The 15,381-nt window shown below is 67.2% G+C and carries 13 protein-coding genes; 9 read left to right on the top strand and 4 right to left on the bottom strand.

Going from position 1 to position 15,381, the window contains the following annotated elements; translation table 11 throughout:
• Window positions 1-123: 123 nt before the first annotated feature.
• The 4 genes from ACXMYJ_RS20555 to ACXMYJ_RS20570 form a co-directional block, all read right to left on the bottom strand.
• A complete protein-coding gene (locus ACXMYJ_RS20555; protein ID WP_460358702.1) occupies window positions 124-498 on the bottom strand; it encodes a limonene-1,2-epoxide hydrolase family protein in 375 nt (124 codons plus the stop codon).
• A gap of 54 nt (window positions 499-552) precedes the next feature.
• Window positions 553-1,977, bottom strand: coding sequence for an HNH endonuclease signature motif containing protein (locus ACXMYJ_RS20560; RefSeq protein ID WP_443188634.1), 1,425 nt, complete (start codon window positions 1,975-1,977; stop codon window positions 553-555).
• A 144-nt stretch (window positions 1,978-2,121) separates the two neighbouring features.
• Window positions 2,122-5,052, bottom strand: coding sequence for an aminotransferase (locus tag ACXMYJ_RS20565; protein WP_460358703.1), 2,931 nt, complete (start codon window positions 5,050-5,052; stop codon window positions 2,122-2,124).
• Between the two features lie 60 nt (window positions 5,053-5,112).
• Window positions 5,113-5,985, bottom strand: a complete 873-nt coding sequence (locus ACXMYJ_RS20570) for an alpha/beta fold hydrolase (RefSeq protein ID WP_460358704.1) — start codon at window positions 5,983-5,985, stop codon at window positions 5,113-5,115.
• Between the two features lie 106 nt (window positions 5,986-6,091).
• Between ACXMYJ_RS20570 and ACXMYJ_RS20575 the strand changes: the two genes are divergently transcribed.
• The 9 genes from ACXMYJ_RS20575 (at window position 6,092) to ACXMYJ_RS20615 (ending at window position 15,381) form a co-directional block, all read left to right on the top strand.
• Window positions 6,092-6,691, top strand: coding sequence for a TetR/AcrR family transcriptional regulator (locus ACXMYJ_RS20575; protein ID WP_460358705.1), 600 nt, complete (start codon window positions 6,092-6,094; stop codon window positions 6,689-6,691).
• Between the two features lie 78 nt (window positions 6,692-6,769).
• Window positions 6,770-7,243: a VOC family protein gene (locus tag ACXMYJ_RS20580; protein WP_443188636.1), complete on the top strand. Its 474-nt coding sequence runs from the start codon at window positions 6,770-6,772 to the stop codon at window positions 7,241-7,243.
• 178 nt (window positions 7,244-7,421) lie between these two features.
• Complete coding sequence (locus ACXMYJ_RS20585) at window positions 7,422-8,189, top strand: MlaE family ABC transporter permease (protein ID WP_460358706.1); 768 nt, start codon at window positions 7,422-7,424, stop codon at window positions 8,187-8,189.
• Window positions 8,186-9,040: an ABC transporter permease gene (locus tag ACXMYJ_RS20590; protein ID WP_260754841.1), complete on the top strand. Its 855-nt coding sequence runs from the start codon at window positions 8,186-8,188 to the stop codon at window positions 9,038-9,040. The genes ACXMYJ_RS20585 and ACXMYJ_RS20590 overlap by 4 nt, the downstream gene beginning before the upstream one ends.
• A gap of 1 nt (window position 9,041) precedes the next feature.
• On the top strand, window positions 9,042-10,490 hold the full coding sequence (locus ACXMYJ_RS20595) for an MCE family protein (RefSeq protein ID WP_260754840.1): 1,449 nt from the start codon (window positions 9,042-9,044) through the stop codon (window positions 10,488-10,490).
• 34 nt (window positions 10,491-10,524) lie between these two features.
• Window positions 10,525-11,565: a virulence factor Mce family protein gene (locus ACXMYJ_RS20600; protein WP_396884627.1), complete on the top strand. Its 1,041-nt coding sequence runs from the start codon at window positions 10,525-10,527 to the stop codon at window positions 11,563-11,565.
• Window positions 11,562-12,914, top strand: coding sequence for an MCE family protein (locus tag ACXMYJ_RS20605; protein WP_443188638.1), 1,353 nt, complete (start codon window positions 11,562-11,564; stop codon window positions 12,912-12,914). The genes ACXMYJ_RS20600 and ACXMYJ_RS20605 overlap by 4 nt, the downstream gene beginning before the upstream one ends.
• Window positions 12,911-14,230 carry an MCE family protein gene (locus tag ACXMYJ_RS20610; protein ID WP_260754838.1) on the top strand — a complete coding sequence of 440 codons (1,320 nt, stop codon included), beginning with the start codon at window positions 12,911-12,913 and terminating at the stop codon, window positions 14,228-14,230. The genes ACXMYJ_RS20605 and ACXMYJ_RS20610 overlap by 4 nt, the downstream gene beginning before the upstream one ends.
• The gene (locus tag ACXMYJ_RS20615) at window positions 14,227-15,381 is read left to right on the top strand and encodes a virulence factor Mce family protein (protein ID WP_396884625.1); all 1,155 of its coding nucleotides are present in this window, start codon (window positions 14,227-14,229) and stop codon (window positions 15,379-15,381) included. Before ACXMYJ_RS20610 ends, ACXMYJ_RS20615 begins: the two co-directional genes overlap by 4 nt.

A 15,381-nucleotide genomic window follows, 5' to 3' on the forward strand; every position in this document is an offset into this window, starting at 1 on the left:
GCCCGGCAACCGACTCCGCATCCAACAGCTCACGCTGATCCTCAGAATGCCCCTGCATCCATTAATCATCTCGAGAACCCAGCCACAAACCCCGCCACCACGCCGGATTAATTCAGCAGACTCCTAGCTCCAGGCGGAGGTCACCGTCGCCATGTCGAAATAGTCGCGCCAGGACGCGATCCGGCCGCCGACGATCTCGAACACGCCGGCCACCGGCAGCGGCAGTTCCCGGCCGTCCTTGAAGCGCATCACGTCGATTCGTTCGTTCAACACCAGTCCGCCCGAACAGACCTGACGGTGCACCTGGAAATCGATGCCGTCCACCATGCCGGTGAACTCGGCGATGAACGTCTTGATGGCATCGCGCCCGACCGCCGGATCCATCGGGATATTGTGGTAGACACCGTCTTCGGTGAAGTAGGCGGCCAATTCCTCGGGATCGGGGTCGGCCCACTTGGCGCAGAACTCGGTCACCAGGTCGTTGGGGGTGCGTGTCATCGTGTGATGAAACCCAGCGACGGCGCATAAAGCAACCCCTCTCATGCGGCGGCGTTACGGGCCTTGGTCGTTTTCGGGGAGTAGGTAGCGTTCGGGGTGGTGGTAGCCGTTGATGCGGTGTTGGCCGGCCTCGAGTTCGGGTGGTGGGTGCCATTCGGTCTGGTTCTTGGCGTTTTTGGTGGTGGTCCAGCCGGTGTTCTCGATCATGCGGTTGTGCGGTCCGCAGGCGAAGGTCAGATCGTCGATGTTGGTCTGTCCGTCGTCTTTCCAGCCGGTGACGGCGTGGTGGACCTGGGCCCACGAGCCGGGAACGGTGCAGCCGGGCCGGGTGCAGCCCCGGTCGCGGGCATGCAGGACCAGCCGCTGGGCGGCGTTGGCGAACCGTTTGGCCCGACCCAGATACAGGCTTTGACCGGTGTGCTCGTCAAAGACGTACAGGTAGTGGTGGGCCTGGGCGGCCATCCGGATCAGGTCGGGCATCGGTAGCAATGATCCGCCGCCGGTGACCGCCACCCCGGCCCCCTTTTCCAGCTCCTGCAAGCTGGTCGAGACGATCACCGTCACCGGGAGGCCGTTGTGGCTGCCCAGTTGGCCGGATTCGAGCAGCCTGCGTCCCACGGCCAGCAACGCATCATGGTTGCGTTGGGCCTGGGTGCGGGTATCGCGCCCACCGTCATCGCGGTCGGGCTCAGCGTGCCGATCAGCGCCCGGCGCCGCCCCGGTATCTCCGCCTGATGCCTGCTCGGCGGGTGGCGGGTTGTTACCTGCCGCGGGGTCGTCGGGGAGATTGGCGCCTGGGGCGGCTTCTTTGGCGAAGATCGCCTGCCAGATCGCCAGCGCTTCGGGGCTGAGCACCCCGGAGATCTTGGCCGTGCCGTCGGGACGCTGCTTGCTGATCGTGATGCCACACTTTTCGGCCAACTCCTTGTCGGAGGGTTCGGCGCCGTCCTGGTCGATCATCGTCAACAGCACCCGCGCGGCTTCGGTCAGGTTCTCCGGATCCAATCCCGCCCCGGCCCACGCCAGGTGCCGGTCGGCCTCGGCGCGGGTGCCGACGTCAACCCAGGACGGCAGCTTACGGTGGAACTTCGCGATCACCGCGACATGCTCCTCATCGAGCAACCCTCGAGCCTGGGCGGCGGCGGTGGCCTCCCACAGCGGCGGCAACGGTTGTCCGGTCATGGCTCGGCGCGGCCCCAACGTCTTGGCGCGGGCGAGCCGGCGCGCCGCCTCAGCACCACTGACCCGCAGGGTCGTGGTCAGCATCTCTTTCCAGCTCGCCGCGCCCACCCGGGACGGTTCGGTTTCGTCTGTCAGCCGCGCCAGCACCTTGTGCTCCAGTGCCGGGACCGACCGCAGCACCCTGGTCAACTCGGTCAGCAGGCCAATCAGCTCGCGGTGGGAGAGCTCGTCGGCGGCTTTGGACAGCACGGCGATCTGCTCGACGATCGCCTCCACCGCCTCGGACACCAACTCCATATATCGAACATTAGTTCGAGGGTCCGACAACAAACCCGCCCGCGCACAACGCAAGTGACACACGAAACCACAGTGACCAAAGAAAATTCTGAGGCTCAACTCTGATGCTCATCGGGCCGGCTTCGGCGCCATTGCCGGTGGGTGCTACCAGCCCTCGGTCAGCACCCGATCCAGGGTGTCGACGTAGAAGTCGGCGGCTTCGACGTCGATGCAGAGCGGCGGCTTGGTCTTGAGGATGTTCTGGTGGTCCCCGGTGGGCTGAATCACCACGCCGAGATCGAGCATCCGGTCGCAGATCGCTGCGGTCTCCTCGGTCGCCGGCGCCAGCGACTGCTCATCCCGGATCATCTCGACGCCTAGGTACAGCCCGAACCCATGCACGGTGCCGACGATCGGGTGACGATCGCGCAGCGCCTCCAGCCGGGCTTTGAGGTGTTCGCCGACGCGGCGGGCGTTGTCCTGTAAACCCTCGTCGCGCAACACGTTCAAGACGGTCAGACCGATCGCGCACGACAGCGGACTGCCGCCCGTCGACGAGAAGAAGTAGCCCTGGCTGGAGAACGCGTCGGCGACAGCGCGACTGGTGATCACCGCGCCGAGCGGATACCCGTTGCCGGTCGCCTTGGCCACCGCAACGATGTCGGGCACTGCGTCCTGTTGTTCGAAGCCCCAGAACCAGTTGCCCAGCCGGCCGTAGCCGACCTGCACCTCGTCGGAGATCGCCAGCCCGCCACCGGCCCGCACCGCGGCGTACACCTGCTGCAGGTAACCGTCCGGCAGCGCCATGCCGCCGGCGTTGCCGTATACGCTCTCGCAGATGAACGCCGCCGGCGCGCGCCCCGATGCGATGAGGTCTTCGATCTGAGCCACCGCCTCGTCGGTGTAGCGGAAAGCCTCAGTGCCGCGGAACTTGCCGCGGAAGCTGTTCGGCGATTCCACGGTGTGCACCCAATCCGGCCGGGTCGCAAGCGCATTCGGGTTGTCAGCGGTAGACGTCGACACCGCGTCGGTGCCGAATGTCCAGCCGTGATAGGCCTCGCGGACCGCGACCACGTCGCGACGGCCCGTCGCTGCCGTCGCCAGCCTGATCGCGAGATCGCTGGCCTCCGAACCCGAATTGACCAGGAACACCGTGTCCAGCGGGTCGGGCAGCAGCGCGGCCAGCCGCTCACTGAACTCGACAACAGCCTCGTAGTTGAACCGTGAATTCGTGTTCAGCTTGCGCAACTGGCGGGTGGCGGCATCTGCGATCCGCGGATGTGCGTGGCCCAGGACGGTCACGTTGTTGACCATGTCGAGATAACTACGGCCGGCGGTAGACATCAAATAGTGCCGACGGCCCCGCTCGATCTGCGGCGGTGTGCGGTAGTAGAACTCTTGAACCGGAGCGAAACTCGCGTCCCTGCGGGACAGCAGGTCCGCGGCGGCGCGGCCTGGCAGGGGTGCGAGGCCGAGTAGCGGTCGCGGATCCCGGGAGTGGGCCAGCCACCCCGCAGCGAGCTCGGCGCGCACGAACGCAGGGGCCGCCGGTGCACCGGCCGGGCGCACACTGACCTCGAACCGGTCGCGCGCACGCGAGGTGCCCACGAGCTCCCCGGCGGTGACGGCCCCGGTGGGCCCAGGAGTCACGCCGACCAGTGTCACCTCGAAATCCTTGCCGCGCAACGTGATCGATCCGGTGCTGTCGTGCAGCGCCTCGCCGTCCCACGGTGCTGCGATCGGCGTGTCGGCGGCAGTCCACACGCTGACGCCGGTGGCCACCACCTCCGGGCTGTCCTGGCTCAGTCTCGGCGCCCGGCACAGCATCGCCTCGCCGAAGCGGGTCACCACAACCGCGGCGCCCCGGTCCAGGGCGGCCTGTGCGGCGTCCTCGTCCGTGCCGGGTCGGAGCGATCCAGCCGAGTCGAACGCGTCGTCGTACAGATCCGACGTCGTTGACAGGTCGAGGCTCACGGCCGCCGACCGGTCCACGCCGATGAGCTGCGCCTGGACCGCCACCGGGGGACGCGTCTCGGCCAATCCCAGGTCGGCCTTGATCTGCGCGGTCATCACGTCGACCGGGACGGAGGTGGCCACCTCGAACATGCGACGCTCGCCGTCGGACTGCGCGGTGATGTAGTCGTTGTCCGGGTCGAGCGCTGCCTGCTGTGCTCCGCTCACGATCAGCACCGCGGTCCGCAACACGATCAGCGGCCAGAGCGCGTCGGCCTCGGCCGCCGACAGCGGACGTACGGCGTGGAAGGCCCTGATCGCCGGGAGTACAGAAACAACTTGGGCACCAACATGTCCCAGTACCGACGAGGCGGTGATGGCGAGCTCGGAGACCGCCCAGGTGTGGGACAGGTCGCCGAAGTCGATGACTCCGTCGGGGCGCACACGGGCGCCCTCGCGGGACACCACCACGTTCGCGTCGGTCAGGTCGATGTGGGCGGCCTGGCGCGGCAGCTTCTCATCGAGCGGGGTGATTCGCGCCCACGCCTCCCGCGCCGCTGCCAGCAGCCGGTCCCGCAGCGGCGCGTCGGCGACATGCGAGCTCAGCGTCTCCACCACATCCATGCCGAATCGCAGGTCCCACTGCAGGATCCGGTCCAGTCCGGGATGGGTGAACTGCGCCAGGGCCCGGCTCACGCGCCCGGCGACGTCGCCGAGACCGGCGACCGCCTCCGGGCTCAGGTACCCGGACTGTAGCAACGTCCCGCCCGGCAGGTAGCGCAGCAGCCGCACATACGCGGTGCCGTCTGCCAAATCCTCGACGGCCGTGCACTTCTGCCCGGCCTTGTTCTCCAACGGAACCGACACCCGCAGCGCCGGTTCGGCCTCCGCGATCAGCTGCGCGGCTTCGTCCTGTGCGGCCAGTTCCTCGGCTGTGAACGCCGGATTGGCGATCTTGAGGACGCCCACGATCTGACTGTCGTCGGCGTGGACGGTGAAATTCTTGTCCTGTTGGCTGCCCAGCGACTCCACACGCGCGGTGATGCCGTAGTGCGTGGACAGGATGTCGGCTGCCTGGGCCTCACTCACCTGCGGGGCGGGCAGCTCAGGCTGCTCCAGAAAGTTGAAGCCCCGAGCGCTCATCGGGCCACTCCGCTCTTCGCGCGAGCGCTCATCGGGCCACTCTGCTCTTCGCGCGAGCGCTCATCGCAACACGAACTCGGTGACGACGTCCGAGAACGCGTCGTTGTCGTCCCCGGCCGCGGTGTGTCCGGCACCGGAGAGCTCGACGAACTCGGCACCCGGGACCTTCGCCAGGAAGTCGTGCACCGCTTCCTCGCTCACCACATCGGACAGTTTCCCGCGCACCAGCAGGATCGGGATCGTTAACTCGATCGCCGCCTGCTCGAGCAGCTCGACCCGCACGAACGGGTCCTCGTTCGGCTTGGTCAGAAACGCCGGATCCCAATGCCAGTACCACCGGCCGTTGTGGCGCCGCAGATTCTTCCTGAGCCCTTCGGGGCTGCGGGGTTTCGTCCGGTGCGGCAGATACGCGGCCACCGCGTCGGCGGCCTGCTCCAGTGAGTCGAAGCCGTGAACGTGACTGAACATGAAATCGCGGATGCGGGCGCTGCCTTCCTTCTCGTAGCGCGGCACCACATCGACGAGGATCAACCGCGCCACGCGCCCGGCACGGGCCTGCCGGGCCGTCAGAATCCCGGTCAGGCCGCCCATGCTGGCGCCGATGAGCACGGTCGGCCGCCCGATCTGGTCGAGCACCGCGCAGGTGTCGGCACACAGCGACTCGACGGTGTAGTTCGCGTCGGGGGAGCGGTCGCTGTCACCGTGGCCGCGGCTGTCGAGCGCGACCACGTGCAAACCCTCACCGGCCAGGATCTTTCCGGTCTTCTTCCAGGAGAACCGGTTCTGCCCACCGCCGTGCAGCATCAGCACCGAGGGGCGCGCGGAGTCGAACCCGGCGGTCCCCGCCGGCTTGTTCCACTCGTCGGCCACAAGTGTCAGGTCTTCGGCGCCGCGGAAGGTGACGGTCCTTGGTTCGTTGCAGGTGGTGCTCACGGGCGTCCTCTCGGCTGGTCCCCGCGATCACGCTACTGCGCGGGCGGGTGGTTGCCGTCCCGGGGCCGGGTCAACCCTGCTGACAGTAATATTTACGGTTGTGACAATGGGGGGTCATCATGATGACGATCGACGGCGCATCATCACCGCCGCATACCACTGCCTGGCAGAACCGCACTCCGGACCTGTTCCGGTGTCGGCGATCCTGCGTGGGGCCGGAGTGTCCAGCCGGGCGTTCTACCGGCATTTTCTGTCGAAGGACGACCTCTTCCTGGCGTTGCTGCAGCAGGAGTGCGAGGCGGTCGTCGCTGCGGTGGACGCGGTCGCCGACGCCGCGGTCGGCACACCGACCGACCAGCTCGCGGCGTGGATCGCCGCCGTGTTCGACCTCGTGGTGGACCCGCAGCAGCGACTGCAGCTGACCGTCATCGACTCCGAGGAGGTCCGAGCGGCCAGAGGCTACCGCGAGCTGAGGGAGCGCTTTCACGCCGACCGTGAGCGGTCGCTGTCGGAGATCCTGCGCCGTGGCCGGCATGACGGCTCTTTCCCGCTTACCGAACCCGAGATCGATGCCGTCGCGATCAATGCGGTGGTCAGCAGGGTGCTCGGCAACCAAAACAGCGACGATCCGCAGATCCGCAAGCAGGCCCAGGAGACGGTGCTGGATTTCGCGCTGCGGGCGGTCGGAGCCACCGGCCCACGGTGAACCGCGGCGCCCGCCGATGAGTGGCGGGGCGTCGCCGAGTCGGAACGGGCAGGACACTGTTCGACCGAAGGAGCTGCCATGCCCGCCATCACGCCGTCGCTGTGGTTCGACGACAACCTGGAGGAGGCGGTCGCGTTCTACACCGCGATCTTCCCGAACTCCGCCGTCGAGTGCGTCGCGCGCTACACCGACGCCGGCCCCGGGAATCCCGGCGAGGTGGTGACGGCGACGTTCACGCTCGACGGTCAGCGCTTCATCGCCATCAACGGCGGGCCGCAGTTCCCGTTCACCGAGGCCGTGTCGTTCACCGTCGCCTGCCGTGACCAGGACGAGGTCGATCACTACTGGGACCGGCTGGTCGACGGTGGCCAGGAATCGCAGTGCGGTTGGCTCAAGGACCGCTACGGGCTGAGCTGGCAGATCGTGCCGGACCGGCTCAGTGAATTGATCGGCGATCCGGATCCCGCGCGGGCGGCGGCGGCGACCAAGGCGATGCTGGGCATGCGCAGGATCGTGATCGCCGAACTCGAAGGCGCCGTCCGGAGTATCTAGTCACGACGTATCCAGTTGGTCTCAGCTCGCCCGACGGCGTTCGTATTGCCAGCTCAGAATTTCTTGATATACGGTTCTGCGCGTCCTCGGCTGTGTAACCTCAGCCCCACCCGAATCGGGGCCAGGCCGGTTGTCGGAGGACCGATGGCTGAGGTGCACACGGGGAGGGGCGCGATAGATGGTCGCTTCTGACGTGATCGCCAAGCCCGTGCGCGCTTTCGGCGGCTTCTTCTCGATGGCGCTGGACACCTTCGTGGCGCTGTTCCAGCCGCCGTTCGCGTGGCGTGAGTTCATCTCCCAGGCATGGTTCGTCGCTCGGGTGTCGATTGTGCCGACGCTGCTGCTGACGATTCCCTACACCGTGCTGCTCACCTTCATCACAACGATCCTGCTGACCGAGCTCGGCGCCGCGGACTTCTCCGGGACCGGAGCTGCGCTCGGCACCGTCCGCCAGATCGGGCCGATCGTGACCGTGTTGGTGGTCGCCGGCGCGGGGGCCACCGCGATGTGTGCCGATCTGGGCGCCCGCACCATCCGCGAGGAACTCGACGCACTGCGGGTGATGGGCATCAATCCCATTCAGGCCCTTGTGGTTCCCCGGGTCCTGGCCGCCATGGTCGTGTCGCTGGCGCTGTCGGCGACCGTGATCCTCGTCGGCCTGTCGGGGGCCTACTTCTTCGTCGTGTACATCCAGCACGTGTCGCCGGGCGCGTTCGCGGCGGGCCTGACGCTGATCATCGGTACCGCCGATGTGGTGATCGCGTTGATGAAGGCCGCGTTGTTCGGGCTCTCCGCCGGTCTGATCGCCTGCTACAAAGGGATTTCCGTGCGTGGCGGCCCGGCTGGGGTCGGCAACGCGGTGAACGAGACCGTGGTGTTCACCTTCATGGCGCTGTTCGCGATCAACATCGTCGCGACGGCCGTAGCGATCAAGATCACGCTATGACAGTCGCTCGGCCCCATTCCCAGTTCCCGTGGCTGAAAGGCCGGTTCCGCTCCGTCGCCGATCCCTGGATCGACATCGGGGTGCAGACGAAGTTCTACGGCCGCACATTGCGCTCCGTCGGCTACGTCTTCAGCCACTACAGCGTCGAGTTGATCCGGATCGTCGCCCAGATGGGGCTCGGGGCGGGGGCGCTCATCGTCATCGGCGGGACGGTCGCGATCGTCGGCTTCCTGACGGTCACCACCGGCGCGCTGGTGGCGGTGCAGGGCTACAGCGACTTCTCCGAACTCGGCGTCGAGGCGCTGACCGGCTTCGTGTCGGCCTACTTCAACGTTCGGCTGATCGCACCGGCCACCACCGCGATCGCGTTGTCGGCCACCATCGGCGCCGGCGCCACCGCACAACTCGGCGCCATGCGGATCAACGAGGAGATCGACGCGCTCGAGGTGATGGGCATCCGGTCCATCGCGTTCCTCGCCTCGACCAGGGTGGTCGCCGGCTTCCTCGTGGTGATCCCGTTGTACTGCGTGGGTGTGCTGATGGCGTTCTGGGCGGCGCGGTTCGGTACGACCGTGATCTACGGTCAGTCGACGGGCGTCTACGACCACTACTTCAAGACGTTCCTCAACCCCACCGACCTGATGTGGTCGTTCGGGCAGTGCATCGTGTTGTCGGTGATCATCATGCTCGTGCACACCTATTACGGCTACACCGCGCGCGGCGGGCCGGCAGGCGTCGGGGAGGCCGTCGGGCGGGCGGTGCGCACCTCGCTGATCGTCTCGGCGTCCGTGCTGGTGCTCCTCTCGCTCGCCGTCTACGGCCAGTCCGGCAACTTCAATCTGGCGGGCTGACATGGACCAACACGACGAGGGCCTGCATCCGGCGTGGTACACGCTGATCCTGCTCGTCCTGCTCGCGGTCGCCCTGTGGCTGACGTACTCGTTGTTCTTCGGCACGTTCAAGCCGCACGAAACGGTGACCTTGACCTCTGAACGTGCGGGCCTGGTGATGGAGACCAACTCCAAGGTCAAGCTGCGCGGTGTCCAGGTCGGGCGGGTCTCTGCCATCCAGGGCGGCAGCCAACCGGTGGCGCTGACGTTGGAGATCGACAAGGACAAGATCGCGTTCATCCCGGCCAACGTCGAAGGTCAGATCCGGGCGACCACGGTCTTCGGTGCCAAGTTCGTCGACCTGGTCTATCCGGAGAATCCCCAGGGACAGCTGCAAGCCGGGCAGGTGATCGAGTCCCGCAATGTCACCGTCGAAGCCAACACGGTGTTCCAGAACATCGTCGACATCATCGAGCGCATCGACGTGGCCAAGCTCAACAGCACCCTGTCAGCGCTGGCCGACGGTGTCCGTGGGCAGGGCGAGCGAATCGGCCAGGCCACCACCGACGCGAATCAGGTCCTGCTCCAGCTGAATCCGCGCAGCGACACGATCGCCGCCGACTGGCGGGCGCTACGAGATTTCAACGACACGTACAGCGCTGCCGCGCAGGACATCCTGACCACCCTGGATGCGCTCAGCACCACCAGCACGACCATCACCGCCCGCGCCACCCAGCTGGATGCTCTGCTGCTGGCCACCACGGGACTCTCCAACAGCGGCATCAGCTTGCTGGCGCCCAACCAGGCCAACCTCATCAAGGCCGTCAACGTGCTCGAGCCGACCACGAACCTGCTGCACAAGTACAGCCCGTCCTACACCTGCCTGCTGACGGGGGCGAAGACCCTGCTCGACACCGGCGGCTACGAGGCGCCGGGCGGCAACGGACGAACGTTGGTGCTCGACGTCGGGCTGACGCTCGGCGATGACCCGTACCACTACCCGGACAACCTGCCGATCATCGGCGCCAAGGGCGGGCCGGGCGGCAAACCGAGCTGCGGTTCGCTGCCCGACGTCGCCAAGAACTGGCCCGTGCGAAACCTGGTCACCAACACCGGATTCGGCACCGGGATCGACTGGCGGCCCAATCCGGGCATCGGTTTCCCGGCCTGGGCCAACTACCTGCCTGTCACCCGGGCGGTGCCGGAACCGCCGAGCATCCGCAACCTCTTCGGCGGACCCGCGATCGGTCCGGTTCCGTATCCGGGCGCGCCCGCCTATGGCGCGGACCTGTACGCACCGGACGGCACCCCGCTGTGGCCGGGACTGCCACCGGCACCGCCCCCGATGGCGCCGCGGGACCCCGGACCGAGGCCCGGCTCCGAGCCGTTCATCGTGCACCACCCGGCGCAGATGCAGCCGACGCCCCGACCACCCGTGCCGTTGCCGCGCGAGGCGGCTCCGAAACCATGACCGCCGTCGCAAGAGCGAGGAGAGGTACACCGCCATGCCGGGCTTGACAACCAGGGTGCGCCACGACGCCGTGCGTCTCGGCGCGTTCCTGACTGTGTGCCTGATCGGTGTTTTCGGATTGTTCGCGGTGTTCGGTCAGATGCGTTTCGGGGAGAAGACCCACACCTACAAGGCTGCGTTCGCCAATGTGACCGGGCTGGAGAACGGGGACTTCGTCCGCATCGCCGGCGTCGAGGTGGGCAAGGTCAAAAAGGTCGCCATTCAGCCGGACACGACGGCGTTGGTCGAGTTCACCGCGGATCAGTCGGTGGTGCTGACCGAGGGCAGCAGGGCCGTCATCCGGTACGACGACCTGATCGGTGGGCGCTATCTGGCGCTGCAGGAGGGGGCCGGCGCGACGACGACTCTCGAACCCGGAGAGACGATTCCGATGGCCCGCACCGCGCCGGCGCTGGACCTCGACGCGCTGATCGGTGGATTCCGGCCTCTGTTCCGGGCGCTGGATCCCGAGCAGGTGAACGCACTGTCGGGTCAGCTGATCTCGGCCCTGCAGGGACAGGGCGGGACGATCAACTCGTTCCTGGCGCAGACTGCGACCCTGACGAGCACGCTGGCCGACCGGGACCAGCTGATCGGCCAGGTGATCACCAACCTCAACGTCGTGCTGGGCTCGCTCGGTGATCAGAACGACCAGTTCGCCAAGGCGATCGACGCGCTCGCCGACCTGGTGCAGACGCTGCGGGATCGCAAAGAGGACCTGAGCAACGGCCTGGCGTATACGAACGCCGCGGCCGCCACCGTCGCGGACCTGCTCACACAGGCTCGTCCGCCGCTGGCCAAGACGGTTCGGGAGACCGACCGCTCCGCGGCGATCGTGGTGGCCGATCACGAGTACTTCGACAACTTCCTCAACACGCTCCCGGACGCGTATCAAGCGCTGGCGCGCCAAGGCATCTACGGTGACTTCTTCAGCTTCTACCTGTGCGACATCGTGCTGAAGCTCAACGGTAAGGGCGGGCAGCCGGTGTACGTCAAGGTCGCCGGCCAGTCCACCGGGAGGTGCGCGCCGCGATGAAGTCCTTCAGTGAACGCAACCAACTCGTCGTCGGCGTCGTCGGGCTGGCGGCCACGATCGGCATCGTGCTGGGGTCGTTGAACTACGACAGGCTGCCGTTTCTGCAGGGCAAGGAGTACTCGGCCTACTTCGCCGAGGCGGGCGGCCTGAAAACCGGTGAAGACGTGCAGGTTTCGGGATTCACCGTGGGCGACGTCAAGTCCATCGAGTTGGACGGATCAAGTGCGCGCGTCACGTTCACCATCGCCCGGGACATCCGGCTCGGTGAGCGCACCGAGGCGGCGATCAAGACCCAGGGCCTGCTGGGCTCCAAGATGCTGGAGATCACCTCGCGGGGCGGGGGTCAACTCGACGGTCCGATCCCGCTCGAGCGCACCACGTCGCCGTACCAACTCCCCGACGCGCTGGGCGATCTGGCGATGACGATCAGCGGGCTCGACACCGATCAGCTGTCTGATTCGCTGCGGGTCCTGTCGGCGACGTTCGCCGACACCCCGCCGCAACTGCGCGTTGCCGTGCAGGGGGTCGCGCGGTTCTCGGAGACCCTCAACGAGCGCGACGCCGAGTTGCGATCCCTGCTGGGCAACGCCGAGAAGGCCACGACGGTGCTGGCCGAGCGCAGCAATCAGGTCGTGAGCCTGGTCGCGAACAGCAACGCGCTGCTGATCGAGCTGCGGAACCAGAGCGCCGCCCTTGATCAGATCTCCGGCAACATCTCTGCGCTCAGCGATCAACTGCTGGGCTTCATCGCCGAGAACCGCGAAACGCTGCGGCCCGCGCTGGACAAGCTCAACGGCGTGCTGACGATGATCGACAACCGCAAGGAACGCCTGCAGAAGTCCATCCAACTGCTTCAGCAGTACTCGATGTCGCTGGGCGAGTCGGTGGCGTCCGGGCCGTTCTTCAAGACCTATGTCGCCAACCTGCTCCCGGGCCAGTTCCTGCAGCCTTTCATCGACTCCGCGTTCTCCGATCTGGGGCTGGACCCCACTGTGCTGTTGCCCTCGGAACTGACCGATCCGCCCGTCGGACAGCCGGGCACACCGGCACTGCCTTCGCCCTACCCCCGGACAGGGCAGGGCGGCGAGCCGCGACTGACGGTTCCCGACGCCATCACCGGCAATCCCGGCGACCAGCCGTGCGGGCCGCCCGGGCTGCCGTTGCCCGGCCCGGGCTGCTACCCCTATCGCGCGCCGCTGCCGGCGCCGCCACCCGGCGGGCCGCCGCCGGGGCCGCCCGCCGAGGCGGCACCGGGCCAGCAGTCGATTCCGGGACCGACCCCGGCGCCGGTGCTGGTACCCGCGCCCGGTGAGGCGCCTCATCTCGGATCCGCGGAGGCCGGACGATGACGCGCACCCTCCGGATCCTCCTGATCGCTTCACTGGCTGTGATTCTGGTCGGTGGCGTGGTCGTGCTGCTGCGCACCACCGATCGGATCAGCCGCACCTACGCCGTCGCGTACTTCGAGAACAGCAACGGCATCTATGCAGGCGACCATGTCAGTATCGTCGGCGTGCCCGTCGGCAGGATCGAGTCCATCGAGCCGCAGCCGGAGTCGGTCAAGATCTCCTTCTGGTACGACAGCAAGTACAAGGTGCCGGCGGACGCGAAGGCGGTGATCCTGTCGCCGACGCTGGTGACGGCGCGCACCATCCAGCTCACCCCCGCCTACACGGGTGGGCCGGTGATGGAGGACGACGCGGTGATCCCGCGGGAGCGCACCGCGGTCCCGGTGGAATGGGACGAGGTCCGCCAGCAGCTGGCGACACTGGCCGACACATTGCAGCCCACCGAGCCCGGCGGCGTGAGCCCGCTCGGCTCCGTCATCAACACCACCGCCGACAATCTTCGCGGCGAAGGCGCCAACATCCGGGACACCGTCATCAAGCTGTCGCAAGCCGTTTCGGCGCTGGGGGACAACAGCACCAACATCTTCTCCACGGTCAAGAACCTGGCGACCCTGGTGTCCGCGCTGCAGGACAGCACCAACCTGATGCGTCAGCTCAACCAGAATCTGGCCGGCGTGACCGGTCTGCTCGCCGACGATCCCGACGAGGTGGCCAACGCGGTCCGGGACCTCGACAGGGCCGTCGGGGAGGTCCAGACATTCGTTGCCGACAACCGCGAATCGCTGGGCACCACGTCGGACAAACTCGCGGGCGTGACCCAGGCGTTGACGGACAGTCTCGCCGACGTGAAGCAGTTTCTGCACGTGGCTCCCAACACCCTGCAGAACTACGTCAACATTTGGCAACCCGCCCAGGGCGCGGTCAGCAGTGTGCCGATGATCAACAACTTCGCCGACCCGGTCTCCTTCCTGTGCGGCGCCATCCAGGCGGCCTCACGCCTGGGCGCCGAGGAGTCGGCGAAACTGTGCGTGCAGTACATGGCGCCGATCATCAAGAACCGCCAATACAACTTCCTGCCGCTCGCGCAGAACGTCTTCGTCGGCGCCACCACCAGGCCGAATGAGCTCACCTACAGCGAGGACTGGCTGCGTCCCGATTACATTCCGCCGCAACCGGTTTCCGCCGAGCCGCCGGCGGGTGCGCCACCGTCACCAGCCATGGGGCCGCTCCTGCCCGCGGAGGCGGCGCCGCCCACCGCGCCCAACCCGGCTGACGGCCTGCAGGGCCTGATGGTGCCGCATGGAGCAGGATCATGATGCGCGCCAGCGCATTTCGCGCGGTTGCCATCGCGACCGTGCTGGTCGGGTTGCTGGCGGGCTGTTCCGACTGGCGCGGGCTGAACTCCGTTCCGCTGCCCGGTGTCGAGGGCACGGGGCCGGGAGCGTTTCAGATCCAGGCGCAGATGCCAGAGGTCGACACCATCGAGCCGAACTCCCGCGTCCGGGTCGCTGACGTCAACGTCGGCCACGTCAGAAAGATCGAACGTCAAGGCTGGCATGCGCTGGTGACGATGCAGCTCAATGGCGACGTCGAGCTGCCGGCGAACGCGACAGCGACCCTCGGCCAGACCAGCTTGCTGGGTTCGCTGCACATCGAATTGGCGCCACCCACCGACGAAGCGCCGCAGGGCAGACTGAAAGAGGGCTCGCTGATTCCGCTGTCGTCATCGCGGGCCTACCCGACCACCGAACAGGCGCTGGCTGCCATCGCCATGCTGCTCAACGGCGGCGGCATCGGCGAGATCCAGGACATCACCGAAGCGTTGAGCACCGCCTTCACCGGTCGGGAGAACGACCTGCGCAGCCTGATCGAGCAGCTCGACAAGGCCATCGGTTACCTCGACGACCAGAAGGACGACATCATCGCCGCGGCGGAGAGCCTCAACAACCTGGTGGGACAGCTCGCGGAGCAGAAACCCGTGGTGGACAAGGCCCTACGGACCATCCCCGATGCGCTGGCCGTGCTCAGAGACCAGCGCAACAACCTTGCCGAGGCGCTCACCCAGTTGGGGAGGTTCAGCGCGCTGGCCGCCGACTCGGTCAACCAGACCCAGGAGGCGCTGGTTGCCGAACTCGAAGACCTGGGCCCGGTGCTGGAGGAACTCGCCGATGCCGGCCCCGCGCTGACCCGCGCGCTGAGCTTCCTGCCGACGTTCCCGTTCCCCAAGGAGACGCTGACCAACTGGATGCGCGGCGATTACGCCAACCTCACGTTGATCCTCGACCTGACATTGAGCAGGATCGACTCCGGATTCTTCACCGGAAGCCGGTGGGAGTGCGACCTGACCTGGCTGGAGTTGCAGTGGGGCCGCACCATCGGGCAGTTCCCCAACCCGTGCATCGCGGGCGGCCCCGGCACCGCGGGCAACCCGTTGGTCGCTCCGTACCGCTGGGACCAGGGGCCATAG

Source organism: Mycobacterium sp. ZZG, assembly GCF_054786995.1.